We start from the raw sequence: 17,639 nt of genomic DNA on the forward strand, positions 1-17,639 counted from the left end.
AATTTATATTGAATTAGAATTATTGCTTGATAGTAAAAACCTTAATTTTAAATACTTTATAAAATAAAGCATTTAAAAGTATTTTTTCACTTTTAAAATCAACTTCTAATTTTCTCTTTTGCTTTATTAAATTATTATTTGCCTCCACAACAGCGTCATAATTTGCCAAAACAAAGTCTAAGTGCTTAGTCTGAACATAATTTTCTGAGAAGATTCTTTGGCTAGTATTGAGACTTCCTATCATTGATTCTGTTTTTGTGCGATAATAAAAACCTAAATAATCTAAGCATCTAACTTCTCCACCTATTTTTAAGATTGCAATCCAAAATTCCCAATCTTCTAGGCCATAGATAAGTTTCTTATCATAGCCACCCACTTTAATCCAATCAGATTTTCTATACATAGCACAACAAAAAATCATATTTCCTTTTACTAAAATAGTACGAGAAAAATCAGGTAATAGCCAAAGACCTTGTTCTACTCCAAACTTTTCACCTTTGCAGTAAACTACTTTTAAGAACTCATTAACTTGAAAAGACTCTATTGCTAAAGAAACATAATGTGGCGCAATTTTATCATCAGCATCCAATGGTAAAATAAACTCTCCTAGAGCATTACTTATCCCAAAGTTACGGGCACTACTCAACCCTCCGTTTTCTTGATAAAAATAACGGAATCGATTATCTTTTGCAACCCATTTTTTAGCTACTTCTAGAGTACCATCTGGACTGCCGTCATTAACTATTAAACATTCCCAATTATTATAAGTTTGATCTAATACAGACAGCAACGCTTCATCCAAATATTGGGCTTGCTTGTAACAGGGTACTATTATAGAGACTTTTTTAAGATTCATTATATATTAAATTTACGCAAACAGATGTTTGAACGTATTCAAATATTTTTTAAAAGGCATCTCAAACCTAGCATATTTAAAATGTATAACTACCGTTTTTAATGCTCCAAAATATAATTTATTATTTATTTGTAATCGATATTTTCGTAAAGAATAATCATTTAAGTCAACTAGCTGTTTTACTCCTAATTTTTTGTTTTTAAGATAATTATTAATGATTGTTATTTGCAAAATGTGGGCACTACAATTTTCTAAATCACTTAAGTTACTCATAACACCTCCCGGATGTACCCTATAAACCGAATACAAATCAATTGATCTATATACCTTTAGACCTGAATTTTTGATTAAAATTACATATAAAAACCAATCCCCAAAAGTTACTCTACTAAAATTTTTAGGCAAATTAAATTCAATATTCCTAAACATTGTGGTGCAGGTAATAATATTGTTGTTAGATAAAAAATCCTTCAATTGAAATGTAGCGTTTAAGGTATCGCTAAGAATTGCTTTTCCATTCCATTTTAAATCATCAGTAAATTGAATGGCATTTCCACTATGAATTACATAATCATTATTTGCTTCTAAAAAATCCACTTGTTTTTGTAATTTTAACGGATCTGTCCAGTAATCATCCCCTTCACATACGGCGACATACTTCCCTTTACATTGTTGCAATGCAAAAGATCCATTAGTTTGCATTCCCATATTTTTTTCATGTCTAAAATATTTTACGCGATAGCCATTAGGGTGATTGTCTATTAAATCCTTAACTATTTGTGGCGTAGCGTCAGGAGAACAATCGTCTGCAATAATTAAATGAAATTCAAAATTAGTTTCTTGCATCAAAACTCCTTCAATTGCTTGTTTTATATACAACTCATGCTTGAAAGTTATCATACTTACAGATAAGAGTAGCTCATTTTTCATTTCATTCATAACTAAAATTTTAAAACTGTAGCAGGAATGCCAAAAACTGTTGTATTCGCTTTTACATTTTTTATGACTAAACTTGCTGCTCCAACAGTTGCTCCTTCATGAACAATAACATTCGGCAAGACCGTCGCTCTTGTATTTAAACAAACTTGATCTTCCAAAATTGCAAAGCCTCCCATGAAGCTAAAAGCATTTATATGGCACCAATCACCAACTTTAGAGTCGTGACCAATCCCAACAAAGCTTTGTATTGTAACAAAATCTCCTATACTGCAGTCATTACTAATATTTGAATACATAAAAATAATCAAACCATTACCCATTTTCACATTAGAATTGAAGATCAAAGTTGGATGAATTAAATTAATAAATATTCCTCTTTTGGATAATATCATCTCAACATAATACTTTTTCCATTTTACACTTCCCAAGGCACAAGTAAAAATATCTCCATCTTGAATTTCATAACTTTCAACATTAGAAATGATTTCTGGGTAATTCTCAAAACCAACTAATGCTTCTAACTTATCATCTAAAAATCCTTTTATTACATAATTTTTATTATAACCTTCACATTGTAAAGCCAAATTATAAACCTCTCGACCATATCCTCTTGCTCCAATAATAATTAAATTTTTCATTATTCTATCTTTAAATTACAAGCTGCCCAAGAATACCCAACCCCAAATCCTGCTAAAATAACATTATTACCTTGAATCAATTTTTGTTTTTTTTGAGCTTCATATAAAGCAATTGGTATTGTAGATGATACCGTATTCCCGCAATACTCCATTTCAATAAAAAATTTCTCTTCTGGGATTCCTATTTTTCTCCTTAAATGATTGAGCATATATTTATTGGCTTGATGAAAAATAAATAAATCAACTTGTTCCATATTCAGTTTAGATTTTTGTAAGATAGCTTGCGCAAGTTTTGGAACAGATTCAATCGTAAAATTAAAAATTGCCGCTCCATCCATAAACAGGTTTTTATCATTCCTTACATTCCCAAATTCATCACAAACATCTTCATTATCGTTTAAAACTGGAAAGCGCATTCCTCCTTGTTTAACTATTAAATTATCAGCGCCTTTACCGTCTGTACCAAAAACAAAATCCCCAATAGAACAAAATCCTTCATCAGCAGTAATTAAAGTTGCCGCAGCTGCATCACCAAAAATAGTTCTATTACTTTTATCTTTTGGATGTATGAATTTGGTATAGGTCTCTGAAGTGATTAATAAAATATTTTTTGCCATTCCTCCAGCAATCAAACCTTTGGCAAGGCTTAATCCGTAAACAAACCCAGAACAGCCCAAATTAAAGTCCAAAGCACCTGCAGTTGTATTCAAGCCCAATCGATCTTGAAGTATACAAGCAGTAGTTGGTAGTAAATAATCTGGACTTTGGGTGCAAAACAATAAAAAATCAATATTTGATCTGTCAATATTATGTTCCAGAAATAATTTCTCAGCTGCTTTTACAGCCATATCAGAAGAAAATTCATTAGCTGCGCTAATATGTCTTGAATTAATCCCTGTTTTTGAACTTATTTTTTCAATATCCCATTCCGGAAATTCTTGATTAATCAAGTCGTTAGATAAAATTGATTCCGGTAAATAATACGAAACCGCTTTAATTTTAGCTTTCATTGTCTAAATAGTTTAAGTAGTTTACCTGAAAATGATACACCCTTTCCTCTTCATCAGATAATTTTCCTAAAAGACTAGTATGCCTAACACCTTTTTGAACCAATTGACATATCCTTTTATCCTCTTCAAAAACTTGCCTGTTAAAATTAATCAAAGACTCTTCAAATGCTTTTATAACAAAAGGTGTGCCTTCATTATCATTCATTGTAGTAAAAACGTAACTCGTAAATTTTGAAATATCAGAAGTAATTGGGTTAATCAAAGAATAATTAAAAGAAATTCCATGCGTACTAGAAATTAATAGATTAGGAAAAACTAATATGTGCCTATACCCCTCAATATCATAACTTCTTGGAGAAAAATAGGTATTCACTTTTTTATACCCTCCTTTATTTTTAATTATGTTTAAACTTGAATTCCAACTAGAATTTAAGCCCTCAAAATTAAAATTTAATCCTGATGTCTCCAATTTTGCTAGTGTCTCTGAATGAATTAAACCGACATGATAACTTTCAAGCGTATTCTCTACAATTACTTTCCAGTTGGCTTCTATTTCCATAGTATTAACATCAATTCTTTTACCTAATGATAATGATATAATTTTTAATTCTTCATAAAAACCTGCCAAAAAATCTTCAAGAGCTTCCACCTCTTCATTTATAGTCACAAAGCACATATTCCCACAAAATGAAACACGGAATTCTTTCAGTTTCATTTCACAAAGTTCATCTATAGAGAATTTTTTAAATAATGGTTTTTTTGGAATACCACTTGGAATACCGTCTTTGTCATAAGCCCAACCATGATAAGGACATATTAATGGTCTATTTCCTGAGTCTTCTTCTTGAATTATTGAAAATCGATGCGAACAAACGTTCAAAAAAGATTTCACCGTTCCTTTAATGTTTTGCACAACTACAGGCGTACCTGCTATCTTTAATGTGACAAAATCATTTTCATTTAAAAAATCAGATTTAAATCCAACGAAATTCCATACTTTATTAAAAATCCTATTATTCTCCTGTAATAATATCTTATCATCATAATAATGATAAGCTGGTATGTTTGAATTCATATCTTTATTTTAAAGTAAAACCGCCATCAATAATAAGCTCTGATCCTGTCATCCATTTACTTATATCACTTAATAAATACATGACTAATCCTGCAACATCAATTGGCTCTCCATATCCCAAAGGATATTCTGAGGCAGCTTTTCTAACCTCGTTTTCTGTTATAATATCATTAGCTAAATTCGTCATTTCCGTCTCTACAATTCCTGGACAAACACTATTAGAACGAATCCCTTGCGAAGCAAGTTCTGACGCTAGTACTTTAGCAAAAGAATTTAAAGCCGATTTAGACGCTGAATAAACAGCTGTACCTGGAACACCTAATTTAGACGAAATGGAAGAAATAAAAACAAGAGATCCTTTTTTGTTTATTAACTTTTTCTTGAGCAACTTTTGAGTTAAGACCACGTTACTTTCAAAATTTATCTTAAAAACATCCCTTATTTTATCCTCATTTAAAAACTTAACAGGTAGATAATTAACTATTCCAGCATTAAAAACAACTCCATCATAAGGTAAACTTTCAGCAATTAATTGGTCTATGTTACTTAAAATAGATAGATCAATACTATGTGTTTTATGTTTTTCACCTGACATTAAAGCTAATGTCTCATCAAGTTTTAGTGTATCTCTTCCAACCAGAGTTACTAATGCTCCTAGTTTGGAAGCCGTTATAGCAATCTGCCTTCCTATTCCAGAGGAAGCTCCCGTAACCAATATACTTTTATTTTTTAATGTTATCATTGCTATAATTCAATTAACTCTAAACATTCTAATGCACAATCTTTAACTAACATAGTCCCCCAAGACAGACCAACTCCGAATCCACACATTAAAATATTAGAGGACTCACTTAATACTTTATCTTTTAATTCCGTTACAATTGTCAATGGAATTGTAGCTGAAGAAGTATTACCAAAATTTTTCAATGAGTAGGGCACTTTTTCCACAGGAAGTTTTAATTTTTTAGCAATTATCTTATTCATCATCAGATTTGCTTGATGGAAAATAAAATAATCAATATTATCTCTGTTTATATTAAATGTTTGAAGCAAATTATTAACCGTTTTAGGGCCTTGAGATATACCAAAACTAAAAACATCCATTCCATCTAAGATTAAATTACAAAAATCACGTTCTATCCCAGCTTCTATTTTAATGATTTTAAGTGAGCTGCTATTTACTCTATTTCTACTTCCACCATCTGGAATCATAATAGCATCAAATCCAGAGCCGTCAGAACCTAAATCAAAAAAAATTTCTTTTAATTCATCGGATAACTCTAGTGCAGTGGCACTACCTGCATCACCAAAAATAGGTAAAGTACTTTTGTCAAATTTAGAAACCAACTTGCTAATTGTATCCCCAGCTAGTAAAAGTCCCTTTTTTAAGCCTGCACTTTTCATCATACTGGCAATAATAGACATTCCGTACACATATCCTGAACAACCTAAAGGTACATCAAATGCAATACAATTAGTTGTCAAGCCCAATCTGTTTTGAAGTATTGTAGCTGAAACTGGCAAAATATAATCCGCAGTTTGCGTAACAAAAACTAAAATTTCGATTTCTTCTTTATTCCATTTTAAATCTTTAATTAACTTTTCTGCAGCCTCGAAACACAAATCAGACGTACAAATTTCTTGAGGTGCAATACGTCGTTCCTCCACTCCAGTTGCATCAATAAATTTTTCAATTTCTTCTTTGGACAATAATGACAAATCCCTATTGTATTCCGTATTTTTTGGAACACAACAAGAAATGCCCTTTATTGCAATATTCTTTATTGAAAAAGTTGCCATAAAAATTATGCTTTATTTTTTAATTTTTCAAAAATATCCTGTAAAGTTGTAGATGTTTTGATATCATCTCCTGTTAATTTTAAAGAATATTCTTCATCTACCATCGCTATTAATGATAATGCAGTTAAGGAATCCCATTCCTCAAGATCTCTAAAGATTGTTTTATTTGTTATCAGAATATCATCTATATCATCTAGAACAGACATAAAATTCTCTAAAAAGTTTGTAATTTCCATTATATTATTCATTTAAAATTGAACAGATTTGATGTAATTCTTCCACTCCCATTGTAACATATAAAGGTAAGCAAAGTATTCTACTTGCAATACTCTCAGATATGGGCATCGATTGCCCTTTAGAGTATTCAATAGTATTCAAAGATGGGTAAAAATAACGTCTGGGATTAATTTGATTTTCGTTTAATATATGCTGTATTTCTAAAAGCCGCACTTCACTTTCAAAAATTACAGGATAATAACTATAATTCCATAATGTATTTTCTCTTATTTTCAAAACTTGTAACTTCGAGAAATCCAAATATTGATTATAATAATCGACCACTTTTTTTCTTTCACTCAATATAGTTTCCATATATGGCAAAACTGCCAACCCCATCGCCGCCTGCAATTCTGACATTTTACCATTAATCCCAAGTCCAAAAAAAGCTAACGGTCCGTTATGTCCAAAATTATGACTGTAAAATAATTGATGCTGTAAATCTATATCATTTGCAAATATAGCACCACCTTCGCCAGTATGAAATAATTTCGTAGCATGAAAACTACAGGTACTAATGTCACCATAATCAAACAAGGATTTATTTTTGTAAGTTACCCCAAAACTATGCGCCGCATCATAAATTATTTTTAGATTGTATTTTTTTGCAATAGCTTCAATTGTTTCTACATGACAAGGATTTCCAAAAACATGCGTCGCTAAAATAGCAGTAGTTTTATTAGTAATTGCTGCTTCAATCTTGGTTTCATCTATCGTTAAGTACTCAGGATGTATGTCAACAAAAACGGGAGTACAATATTCCCAAACAATAGCTGCCGTGGTGGCTACATAAGAAAAAGGTGTTGTTATAATTTCTCCACCTTTGCCTAATAACTTAATCGCTATTTGTAGTGGAATGGTCCCATTATTGGTTATAATAATATTTGAAATATTTAAATAGAACTTCAATTTTTCTTCTAGTTCCAAAACTAATTCCCCTCTATTGGTTAGCCATTGATTATCCCAAGCACGTTGTACTTGTTTGTTATACTCTTCTATAGGAGGCAAAAAAGTTTTGGTTACATTTATTTTTTTCATGATTAATTATTCCAAATAAATGTGGGTCTTATATAGCCAGGCTCTCTACCCATATAAACGCCTAATTCCCTAGCTCCATCAATAACTGTAAACCTAATAATATCTTTTTCAACAAAATAAGCTTCGTTTTTATCTTTAATAAAAAATAAAGAAAGAAAATATTGCCCAGATTGAAAAAAGGATTTTGGAAATACACAGGTTAATTTATTATTACCCGTATGTAATTCTTTACCCCCATCTTGGATATTCGTAAAAGAGAACAATGCTTCTCCCATTTGATCATACAAATGATAGGTTATATGGTACCTATGCACCTCATTATCCTTTACAGTAATATCAGTAAATAAAATAATTTCTTCATTTTCAATTAATGGGTCTTCGCTAGTTTTTTGTCTATTTTTTAAAGAAATTTCATTTAGTTCAAATACTTCATTCTTATATTCATAATCAAATAATCGTTTATTCATGGTTTCAAAATCATCACATAAATAATAACTGATCGCATTGTCAATAGTATCATTTAAAGCAATCTTCCCATTTTCTATCACAATTCCTCTCGTACACAAACTCTTAACTGCCGCCATATTATGACTTACAAACAACACAGTCCTACCGCCTTGTTTGGAAATATCTTGCATTTTTCCGATTGCTTTTTTCTGGAACTCCGCATCACCCACAGCCAAAACCTCATCAACTATTAAAATTTCCGGTTCTAAGAAAGCGGCAACAGCAAAAGCCAAACGCACGTACATTCCACTGCTATAGCGTTTTACAGGGGTGTCAATGTAACGTTCACAACCAGAGAACTCAATAATCTCGTCAATCTTAGAAATAATTTCTTTTCTTGTCATTCCAAGAATCGCACCGTTAAGAAATATATTTTCACGACCTGTCATTTCTCCATTGAATCCGGTACCCACTTCAAGTAAAGAAGCCACGCGACCTCCAAACTTAATACTTCCGGTAGTGGGTGCTGTCACTCGGGATAATATCTTGAGTAAAGTAGATTTACCAGCTCCATTCTTACCAATGATACCAATAATTTCGCCACGTTCTATTTCAAAATTAATATCCTGCAGTGCCCAGACATAATCGCTTGTACCTTTTGTACTGCGGTCATTGGTATCACCTATTTTCAAATAGGGATTTTCCTTCCCAAGTATTTTATGCCACCAGCGATTTAAGTCGTCTACAATACTACCTGTACCTACCTGTCCTAAGCGGTATTGCTTAGAGATGTTTTCGGCTTTTAATATAATGTCTTTTTTCAAAGTTGAAATGGGTTATTTGGTTAATCGTCTAACGGGTTAATCGATTAATGGACAATTATAATAATAATAATAATAATAATAATTTGATTTTAAAGCCTCTAATCTGATTACTAAAAACTGAACACTATACTGTATCTATAAAACTCTTCTCGGTTCTGTTAAATATCAAAACTCCCACTAAAAACACCATTACAGTGACTAAAAACGTATATCCTAATCCCAAAACAGAGATTTGTCCAACATCTAATAGCATGTATCGTGTCGTTTCTATAACATACGCTAAAGGATTATATTCAACCAGCCAACCATAATTAGGCAATTTTTCTTTAATTAACGCCATAGGATACATCACCGCTGATAAATACATCAACAATTGTACCCCAAATCCAACTAAATTACTGAAATCCCGATATTTAGTAACTAAAGAGGAAATCAACATCCCCAATCCCAATCCCAAAATACCCATCATAACAATCAACAACGGAAAGAATAAAGTGGCTCCATTCATTGCAATTAATGCACCTTGATTATAGTAATACAGGTAAAAACAAATAAATATAAAAAACTGAATCCCAAACTTCAATAAATTAGAGACTACAATAGAAAGCGGGACAATAATCCTTGGAAAGTAGACTTTGCCAAAAATTCCAGCATTACTGCCAAACGTATTCGATGTGCCATTGAGACAGGAAGTAAAGTAATTCCAAACGGTGATTCCAGCCAAATTAAACAAAAATGGGGGTACGTTGCCGGTAGTAATACCTGCAACGTTATTAAAAATAATGGTGAACGTGATCGAGGTAAATAATGGCTGAATAAGGTACCATAGTGGTCCTAAAACCGTTTGTTTGTATACCGTTACCACATCCCTTTTAACAAAAAGAAGCAGCAAATCTCTATATTGCCAAACCTCCTTTAGATTAAGTGAGAAAAACTTATTTTTAGGCGTTATTTCAAACAGCCAAGTGGCATTTGTATGTTCGGGTTGGTTCATTGCTGGAATCTAAAATCCTATTGCTAATTATATACTTTTAAGCACAGCCTAAAGACGAAATATATTTTCTTTATTATGCACTAAATACAGTCATTAAAAAGCAAATATAAATCATTTGTACTAAGTTTTGCATTAAAACTTACGGAGTAGATTAATTCCTTCATCTTTTTAATATACAGTAAGGTTTTTTTACCATTTTTAAGCATTAGTAAAAAAAGCACAATGTTATTACAGTCTTAAAGGATTACTACTAAATGAGATTCCCAAAATGAAAATTCAATATAAAAAAAAAGCAGTAGTAAGAAAATTTCTTACTACTGCTAAAATAACAGGTATTATACAGCTTATAATTATCTTTTTTTGTAAAGTAAATTATCTAAATTAATTATTAATACCCTGGGTTTTGTTGTGCTCTTAGGGTTGGATTAGAATCCAATTCTAATTGCGGTATGGGCCACAAAAATTTAAAGTTATCGTATGCTATAGCATTCACACCTAAAGCTCCAGTATAAGGCGTACCCAATGCATAAGCCGCTAAAGCCGTTGAAGCACTTGAAAATCCACCATTAGCGGCTTTTGCTGGAACTCCGTTTATTGGAAAATTAGCATCATTTTGCAATCTATGAATATCCGCCCAACGACGTCCTTCCATAATAAACTCAATTCTTCTTTCTTTCAATATGGCTCCTAACAATTGAATATTTGAAGTAAAACTAACTGCAGTATAAGCTTGAGTTAACGGATTTGCTAAAGATCTGTTTCTAACGGAATTTAATCTTGTCAAACCATTAACTACATCATTCGTTCTTGCATAAGCTTCTGCCATATTTAAAGCCACCTCAGCATAACGTATAATTGGAGCTGCATCTGTTTTATTCACACCATCTTTATATTTTTTAGTGAATTTAGAATTAGGGTAATAACTCCCAATACCTGTAACAACCATTGTACCCTCAGCTCTTCTTTTATCATCTGACAACCAACTAGGATCTCTCCAAATAATTGGGCTAATGGCTACTAATCCACGGCCATTAGATGCTGCAGGAATTGGCGGATGATACATATTTGCCAATGCACCATTGGCACCTGGATTATTTGTAGCCCCGTTTGCAATAGAGAAAATAGATTCTTTATTTGAAGTATTACTAGCGAACGGAGTATTAGGATTATCTTCCATACTGTATAAACCATTCAACTTTAAACCTTCCGTTATTACATTGTTCCAATTACGCATGTGCAAATAAACTCTGGTTTTATAAGCAATCGCAGCTTCTTTAGTAATCCTTTCAATTGCTGCTACACCAGTTCTTGCGCTTTTTGGTACAAGCAAAGTCTCAGCCTCATTCAAATCTTTAAGAATTTTAGTATAACACTCCGCTACAGTATTTCTGCCTTGAGCCAAACCTAGCTCAATATTTGCAGCAGTATTATAAGGGAGTTCTCTATAAGGAACACCTGGATTATCTCCGTTTTTATCTTGAAAAGGTCTTGCAAAATAAATCAATAATTCATTATGTGTAATCGCTCTGAAAAATTTTGCTTGCCCAATATAATCATTCCCTAAAGCTTGAGATATTATTCCACCTGCAACAGCTTTTTCAACTCCTTCAATTACAATATTTGTTCTATTGATTAAACGATACGCATCAGCCCAGTAATAAACATTGTTTGCCGTAGTAGGATCGTACGTTCCTGTGTAAGTCAATTGATAGAATGCCGCAAGATTAACAACATCTTCACCTCTATTATCGCCTTGCTGAATGTAAGCCGCTCCAAATACATAGCCTCTGGCTCCAGCACCATTAAAGTTACCCAATTGCGCACCATTATACATCCCTGAAACTGAAAGATCAATCAGTGCAGGAGTGGTAAAGGCAATATTTTCTTCTACACTGTTAAAAGGAACTAAGTCAATAGTATTTTCTTCGCTGCAAGAGACAAACAAAAGTGCAACCATCATTACCGGAACTGCTATTTTAGCACTCCATAAGGGTAAAAATTTATTTTTATTTTTCATTTTTTTCATTTTTAAATTAGAAACCTACATTAAGACCAATAGTGAATACTCGAGATCTTGGAGTACCATTTAAATCAATTCCTGTAATTTCCATCTCTGGATCTAAACCTTTGTAGTCTGTAATAATTAATAAGTTTTGACCTTGCACAAAAAGTCTGAATTTATCTACTCCAATTTTTTCTAAAACTGTTCTAGGCAAATTATAACCTAAAGTTACGTTATCCAATTTGATATAATCCCCATCTTCAACAAAACGAGTAGACGCTTGATTTAAATTGATAAAAGTCTCTCTATCATCTCTCAATCTTGGAGTTAATCCATCACCAGGATTAGAAGCACTTTGCCATCTTCCTAATATTTCAGTACTGTTATTATTGAAATTCATAGTTAACCCATCACGTCTGGTTGAATTGTGAATTTTATTACCCCCACTAAAACGGAACATGAAACCTAAATCAAAATCTTTATATCTCATATTAGAATTGAACGCTCCAAAATAAGTAGGAAGTATACTTCCTAAAATACTTTTATCAGATGTACTCAAAGAAGAAGCCACAGAAATATCTGAAGGATTGCTTGGATTAAAAACTCTGTATGCCTGAGTATCAATATTTCCTTGAACTAACGAACCATCAGCTTTATAATAAACTGGGTTACCATTAGCTGGATTTACTCCCCAATACTTAAAACCATACAAAGAATAAGGTGACTCCCCTTCTCTTAATATATTATTTCCAGTATTAAAATTATCTGCATCAACATAATTAATGTCCTGACCATTTACTAAAGTATTCACTTTGCTTTTTACTAAAGATAAATTAGCCGTTACAGTCCATTCAAAATTTTCACTCTTGAAAGCCGAGGCTTCAACTGATATTTCATGCCCTGAGTTTCTTAAAGCTCCAATATTCTTAGAGATTGAATTGTTTGGAACACCCAAAGACAAAGGCTGAGGAACTGCTAAAATTAACCCATCTTGGTTATTGATAAAATAATCATAGGTGAATTTTAAACGATTATTTAAAAAAGCTAAATCAACACCATAATCAATTTTTTCTGAAGTCTCCCATCTCAAATCAAAATTACTGGCTTGTGAATATGCTATTGCATTATTCTCGGCATATTTTGCATTGTTGTACAAACCTAAATACGGGTAGTTTCCAATATCGGTATTTCCTACTTCAGCATATGAAGCTCTTAATTTAAATTCAGAAACAACATTTTCCAAAGGCGTCATGAAAGATTCTTTGTTCACGCTCCAACCAGCAGAAACTCCTGGAAAAGCTCCCCATTTGTTAGCAGAAGGCAAAGATGAAAGCCCATCTTTACGAATTGAACCTTGAAGGAAATATTTTTCTTTGTAATTATAAGTTAATCTACCTGCATAAGAAATGATTCCGTTTTCAGATATTGATCCTCCAGAAACCTGAGTAGCATAGGAACCGGAAATTAATCCTTGATTAAAAAAAGTATCAGACAAACCATTACCCCCACCGAAGAAAGAATTTACTTTTTGTTTTTGTGCTTCATAGATTGCAGTAGCTCCAATAGTATGAGCATCCCCAAAAGTTTTGTTATAAGACAAAATATTTTGAACATTCCAACGTGTCAAGTTTGTAAAGTTATTTCTAACTGATCCTGCAACTCCAGCACCATCTCCATTAATTGGGTTTAAATACTGAAAACCTTCAGTTCCAATAGCATCTACACTTCCTTGAGTTTTAAAATTTAAACTAGGTAAGATTTTAAAATCAGCAAACAGACTCACTAAAGATCGATCCACTTTTGATCTGTAAATATTATTGTCTAATACATAAACAATGTTCGGTAAATTGTTACCAATAACTGATAAGTTTTCTCCCTGACCTACACTTGCACCTGCGATATTGTAACCCGTTGGAGTAGTGGCATCATATATAGCTGTATTCGGCAATTGACGCATTGCATTAAACATCAAACCTGACAATGAGTTAGCTCCTGTGTTTAAACCATTATTTTGCGTTCTAGATAAAGCCATATTCACACCGATGTTCAACCAACTTTTAACTTTTTGATCTACGTTAGCTCTTACATTATATCTAGTTTGGTTATTTGCTTTTGCGATACCTTCTTGCTCATTGTATCCAATAGAAAAATAATAATTTGTCTTGTCAGTTGAGCCTGATAATGATAAGTTATGGTCTGTTTGAAAAGCGTTAGAACGAAGTACCGCTTTTTGCCAATCCGTATTAAAAGTCGTTCCAGCTGCCCATGGTGAAGCTGCTCTATTTGATCTTTTTTCATTCTGAATTGTAACAAAATCTTTAGTCCCTAACAAATCTAAGAAATCGATTGGCGAAGCTACACCAGTGTATGTATTATAATTCACTCTAAATTTACCACCTTTTCCTTTTTTAGTTGTAATTAAAATTACACCATTAGAGGCTCTAGAACCATAAATAGCCGTTGCAGAACCATCTTTTAAAATTTCTGTCGATTCAATATCCGCTGGATTTATATCTCCTAAAGCATTAGTATTAGCATACCCACCAACATCTCCTGTAAAAATTGGCACACCATCAACGACAACTAAAGGATAACTTCCTGAAGAAATTGAACCAATTCCTCTAATTCTTATTCTTGGAGCTTGTCCCAAAACACCTGAATTAGAGGTAACTTGGACACCCGCAGCTCTACCAGCCAATTGAGATTCGAAACTAGGAGTTGCTAAACTTGCTATAGCATCTCCTTTAATTTGTGAAATAGAACCAGTAAGATTTTTTTTCTTTTGAGTTCCATAACCTACAACTACGACTTCCTCTAATGTATTATCTTGTTGCTCCATTCTAACACTAAGTGTAGACGAAGCTCCAACACTTGCTGTAGTTTCTTTCATACCTACAAAAGAAAACACTAAAACTTCACCTGCATTGGCTTTAATGGAATATTTTCCATCAAAATCAGTTTGTGCACTTCTATTTGTACCTCTAACAACAACATTTGCACCCGGAATAGGTCCTGTTGCATCCGAAACTACTCCTGTTACGGTTTTTTCTTGTGCAAACACAAACTGCATTGACAAAGCCAATAGCAACGAAAAAATCCATTTAAATTTTGATCTCATATTAAATTTTTTGAGTTGGTTATATTGGACAAAAATCATAATAATTTCTTAAAATTCCAAACTTATACACAACATAATGATTACTATTTTTAATAATGATTTATAAAAATAAGCACCTATAAGTCTGATTTTAGTACAATATCACTATTATATGATATGAGTTATCTAAAAAATTTATATTTTTGTCAAAATTAATTTAATGTTAAGCCTTTTTTTTTTAACACCAAATTTAGAAACAGGAACAGATGAAGCAGGACGCGGATGTCTGGCTGGACCCGTTACTGCGGCAGCTGTAATACTACCTGTAAATTTTCAAAACGAATTATTAAATGATAGTAAAAAACTATCTGAAAAAGTTAGAGAAAAATTAAGACCTATTATTGAGCAACAAGCCATATCATTTGCTGTAACCCATCTTGAGCCATTGATTATTGATGAAATAAATATTCTGAATGCCTCTATAAAAGCGATGCAGGAAAGTATTTTAAAATTAGATCCAAGACCTGAATCTATTATTATAGACGGAAACAGCCCTTTGATCCCTAAAGGAGGAATCAAAAATCAAAGCGGAACGATTTTTACCGACGCTGAAATTGAAATTCTAAATTCGATTCCAAATACCAGTATTATAAAAGGAGATGCTAAATTCATGAGTATTGCAGCCGCTTCAATATTAGCAAAAACGTATCGGGATGAATATATGAATCGCATTCATGAAGAATTTCCAATGTACAATTGGAAACAGAATAAAGGCTATCCTACTAAAGAACATAGGGAAGCTATTCGGATTTATGGAGTTACAAAATACCACCGCATGACGTTTCGTTTATTACCGGAACAGTTAAAATTGGATATTTAGATTCTTAGACCTCTTTAAAACCCAACAATCTCAATTATCTAATAATCGAGCATTCAAACAAATGGGAAAAATGTTTTAGGATTTTTTCTTTCACTTCTTCTTCATTGACTTTTTCTACTCCAAGTTCTACATTTAATGAAGTCACCGCTTTACCGCGAATACCACACGGAATAATATTATCGAAATAACCTAAATCCGAATTTACGTTTAAAGCAAATCCATGCATCGTTACCCAACGGGAAGCACGCACGCCCATAGCACAAATTTTTCTTGCAAATGGAGTTCCCGTACCCAACCAAACTCCGGTTTCACCTTCACTTCTACCACAAGCAATTCCATATTCTTGCAGCGTTAGAATAATGGCTTCTTCCAGAAAACGCAAGTATTTATGAATATCAGTAAAGAAATTTTCAAGGTCAATAATTGGATAACCCACAATTTGTCCCGGTCCGTGATACGTAATATCGCCACCCCGATTGATTTTATAGAAAGTGGCTCCTTTTGCTTCGAGTTGTTTTTCGGATAAAAGCAGGTTACTTAAATCGCCGCTTTTACCCAAAGTATACACGTGTGGATGTTCCACGAAAAGAAAGTAATTTGGAGTTTCTAAGTCAAGATCTTCTCTGCGATTTCGAATTTTCAAATCAACAATTCCTTTAAACAATTCTTCTTGGTATTCCCAAGTTTCCTTATAATCTTTAGTTCCTAAATCTTGAAGTTGGATGGTTTTATTCATATGTAATTGCTAGGAACGAGGCAATCCTATTTCGTCCCCTTATTTTTGAATCGCAAAGGTACAAAGTTTTTAAGAGAAGTTACTGAGAAGAAAAACTTCCAGTTAAGTTACTCTAAAACAACTTCGAGATTAATACTCTCAGGGTTTACCAAACAATCTGCTATTAGAAATTGTAATTCCAATGATTTTCTATCTTCACTGATTTTTGCATTCGAATTGGATATCGTCTTTATTTTTCTGGAAAAATGATACTTTAAAACATAAGGCTGCGTGATTTTAAATTTAGAACCTTGCGTTTTGTATCCTTCAATCTTATCCTGCTGTTTTTTTAGCTCAGATGCATCAGTGATTTTTACTATCCTTTTAAAAACATTTCCATCAAAAACATAACTCACACTATAATAATGCTCTTCGGCAACCAGTGCGTAATTATTTTCTATATCATCCGCATATTCTTCGGTTTTGTATAAATCCGCCACTTCCTGTATTGTATTAAAATTTTGACTGATTGTTGTTCGGAATTCTTTCTCGTAAGAACTTTTCTTGATGTGAACGTTAACGGTTGCATATTTTTGAAAAATAGCCTTTTCGGATGCTGGAAGTTTTGAAAATGTTTCCGAATATTTCGTTATAAAATCCTTGAAAACGTATGTTGTATCTTCGAATTTTTCTTCTTTTGAATAATTTTCACCCGCTAATTGCATGTAACTGTGTTCGTCTCGAAGCGATTCGATTTCTATTTTTCCCGTTCCGTCTTGATTTAAATGGATGGTTTCGGTGATTTGACAACTTGTAGCGAGTAGTCCTAAAAGCAACAAAGCGTAAATTTTATTTTTCAATTTTTATGATTTTGAATCGTTATTTTTTACCAAATGTAAATTAATAACTACAATCCTTAGCCCAGATAACAGTGGAAATCCTTTTTATTTTGTGTTTAAAAATAAAAAGATTATAACGGAAAGCTGGAAATAGCCCCAAAAAACGGTTAGCACTTTGCTACTTTGCTACTTATACAGTATCTTTGCGC

At 32.5% G+C, this 17,639-nt stretch carries 16 protein-coding genes; 1 reads left to right on the plus strand and 15 read right to left on the minus strand.

Features of this window, described 5'->3' with window-relative positions:
- Positions 1-19 precede the first annotated feature (19 nt).
- The 13 genes from ACNQF9_RS01200 to ACNQF9_RS01260 form a co-directional block, all read right to left on the minus strand.
- Positions 20-856, minus strand: coding sequence for a glycosyltransferase family 2 protein (locus tag ACNQF9_RS01200; RefSeq protein ID WP_417989478.1), 837 nt, complete (start codon positions 854-856; stop codon positions 20-22).
- Between the two features lie 12 nt (positions 857-868).
- A complete protein-coding gene (locus ACNQF9_RS01205) occupies positions 869-1,795 on the minus strand; it encodes a glycosyltransferase family 2 protein (protein WP_417989479.1) in 927 nt (308 codons plus the stop codon).
- Positions 1,796-1,797: 2 nt separating this feature from the next.
- The gene (locus ACNQF9_RS01210) at positions 1,798-2,433 is read right to left on the minus strand and encodes an acetyltransferase (RefSeq protein WP_417989480.1); all 636 of its coding nucleotides are present in this window, start codon (positions 2,431-2,433) and stop codon (positions 1,798-1,800) included.
- Positions 2,433-3,443: a ketoacyl-ACP synthase III gene (locus tag ACNQF9_RS01215; protein ID WP_417958444.1), complete on the minus strand. Its 1,011-nt coding sequence runs from the start codon at positions 3,441-3,443 to the stop codon at positions 2,433-2,435. Before ACNQF9_RS01215 ends, ACNQF9_RS01210 begins: the two co-directional genes overlap by 1 nt.
- Entirely contained in the window at positions 3,433-4,518 is a 1,086-nt protein-coding gene (locus tag ACNQF9_RS01220; protein ID WP_417958445.1) for an aromatic ring-hydroxylating oxygenase subunit alpha, read from the minus strand. Before ACNQF9_RS01220 ends, ACNQF9_RS01215 begins: the two co-directional genes overlap by 11 nt.
- A gap of 4 nt (positions 4,519-4,522) precedes the next feature.
- Positions 4,523-5,260: an SDR family NAD(P)-dependent oxidoreductase gene (locus tag ACNQF9_RS01225; protein ID WP_417958446.1), complete on the minus strand. Its 738-nt coding sequence runs from the start codon at positions 5,258-5,260 to the stop codon at positions 4,523-4,525.
- Positions 5,261-5,262: 2 nt separating this feature from the next.
- Entirely contained in the window at positions 5,263-6,318 is a 1,056-nt protein-coding gene (locus ACNQF9_RS01230; protein ID WP_417958447.1) for a 3-oxoacyl-ACP synthase III family protein, read from the minus strand.
- 5 nt (positions 6,319-6,323) lie between these two features.
- Positions 6,324-6,554 (minus strand): phosphopantetheine-binding protein, encoded by a 231-nt coding sequence (locus ACNQF9_RS01235; protein WP_417958448.1) that lies wholly within the window; start codon positions 6,552-6,554, stop codon positions 6,324-6,326.
- A 4-nt stretch (positions 6,555-6,558) separates the two neighbouring features.
- Positions 6,559-7,632, minus strand: coding sequence for a DegT/DnrJ/EryC1/StrS family aminotransferase (locus tag ACNQF9_RS01240; protein ID WP_417958449.1), 1,074 nt, complete (start codon positions 7,630-7,632; stop codon positions 6,559-6,561).
- A gap of 2 nt (positions 7,633-7,634) precedes the next feature.
- A complete protein-coding gene (locus ACNQF9_RS01245; RefSeq protein WP_417989481.1) occupies positions 7,635-8,903 on the minus strand; it encodes an ABC transporter ATP-binding protein in 1,269 nt (422 codons plus the stop codon).
- A 124-nt stretch (positions 8,904-9,027) separates the two neighbouring features.
- The gene (locus tag ACNQF9_RS01250; RefSeq protein ID WP_417958451.1) at positions 9,028-9,897 is read right to left on the minus strand and encodes an ABC transporter permease; all 870 of its coding nucleotides are present in this window, start codon (positions 9,895-9,897) and stop codon (positions 9,028-9,030) included.
- Positions 9,898-10,285: 388 nt separating this feature from the next.
- Positions 10,286-11,914: a RagB/SusD family nutrient uptake outer membrane protein gene (locus ACNQF9_RS01255; RefSeq protein ID WP_417958452.1), complete on the minus strand. Its 1,629-nt coding sequence runs from the start codon at positions 11,912-11,914 to the stop codon at positions 10,286-10,288.
- A 16-nt stretch (positions 11,915-11,930) separates the two neighbouring features.
- On the minus strand, positions 11,931-15,017 hold the full coding sequence (locus ACNQF9_RS01260; protein WP_417958453.1) for a SusC/RagA family TonB-linked outer membrane protein: 3,087 nt from the start codon (positions 15,015-15,017) through the stop codon (positions 11,931-11,933).
- Positions 15,018-15,216: 199 nt separating this feature from the next.
- On the opposite strand from ACNQF9_RS01260, the gene ACNQF9_RS01265 reads away from it, so the two are divergent.
- Positions 15,217-15,876, plus strand: coding sequence for a ribonuclease HII (locus ACNQF9_RS01265; RefSeq protein ID WP_417989482.1), 660 nt, complete (start codon positions 15,217-15,219; stop codon positions 15,874-15,876).
- A gap of 34 nt (positions 15,877-15,910) precedes the next feature.
- Here ACNQF9_RS01265 and lipB read toward each other — a convergent pair whose 3' ends face one another.
- On the minus strand, positions 15,911-16,612 hold the full coding sequence (lipB, locus tag ACNQF9_RS01270; RefSeq protein ID WP_417958455.1) for a lipoyl(octanoyl) transferase LipB: 702 nt from the start codon (positions 16,610-16,612) through the stop codon (positions 15,911-15,913).
- A 107-nt stretch (positions 16,613-16,719) separates the two neighbouring features.
- On the minus strand, positions 16,720-17,451 hold the full coding sequence (locus ACNQF9_RS01275) for a hypothetical protein (protein WP_417989483.1): 732 nt from the start codon (positions 17,449-17,451) through the stop codon (positions 16,720-16,722).
- Between the last annotated feature and the right edge of the window lie 188 nt (positions 17,452-17,639).

This window comes from Flavobacterium amylolyticum (assembly GCF_048284335.1).
Classification (GTDB): domain Bacteria; phylum Bacteroidota; class Bacteroidia; order Flavobacteriales; family Flavobacteriaceae; genus Flavobacterium.

Coding starts and splice junctions, on each gene's coding strand:
- ACNQF9_RS01210 (WP_417989480.1), bottom strand. CDS start 2,433: ATGAAAAATTTAATTATTATTGGAGCAAGAGGATATGGTCGAGAGGTT.
- ACNQF9_RS01225 (WP_417958446.1), bottom strand. CDS start 5,260: ATGATAACATTAAAAAATAAAAGTATATTGGTTACGGGAGCTTCCTCT.
- ACNQF9_RS01215 (WP_417958444.1), bottom strand. CDS start 3,443: ATGAAAGCTAAAATTAAAGCGGTTTCGTATTATTTACCGGAATCAATT.
- ACNQF9_RS01205 (WP_417989479.1), bottom strand. CDS start 1,795: ATGAATGAAATGAAAAATGAGCTACTCTTATCTGTAAGTATGATAACT.
- ACNQF9_RS01260 (WP_417958453.1), bottom strand. CDS start 15,017: ATGAGATCAAAATTTAAATGGATTTTTTCGTTGCTATTGGCTTTGTCA.
- ACNQF9_RS01235 (WP_417958448.1), bottom strand. CDS start 6,554: ATGGAAATTACAAACTTTTTAGAGAATTTTATGTCTGTTCTAGATGAT.
- ACNQF9_RS01265 (WP_417989482.1), top strand. CDS start 15,217: ATGTTAAGCCTTTTTTTTTTAACACCAAATTTAGAAACAGGAACAGAT.
- ACNQF9_RS01220 (WP_417958445.1), bottom strand. CDS start 4,518: ATGAATTCAAACATACCAGCTTATCATTATTATGATGATAAGATATTA.
- ACNQF9_RS01200 (WP_417989478.1), bottom strand. CDS start 856: ATGAATCTTAAAAAAGTCTCTATAATAGTACCCTGTTACAAGCAAGCC.
- ACNQF9_RS01250 (WP_417958451.1), bottom strand. CDS start 9,897: ATGAACCAACCCGAACATACAAATGCCACTTGGCTGTTTGAAATAACG.
- ACNQF9_RS01230 (WP_417958447.1), bottom strand. CDS start 6,318: ATGGCAACTTTTTCAATAAAGAATATTGCAATAAAGGGCATTTCTTGT.
- ACNQF9_RS01240 (WP_417958449.1), bottom strand. CDS start 7,632: ATGAAAAAAATAAATGTAACCAAAACTTTTTTGCCTCCTATAGAAGAG.
- lipB (WP_417958455.1), bottom strand. CDS start 16,612: ATGAATAAAACCATCCAACTTCAAGATTTAGGAACTAAAGATTATAAG.
- ACNQF9_RS01255 (WP_417958452.1), bottom strand. CDS start 11,914: ATGAAAAATAAAAATAAATTTTTACCCTTATGGAGTGCTAAAATAGCA.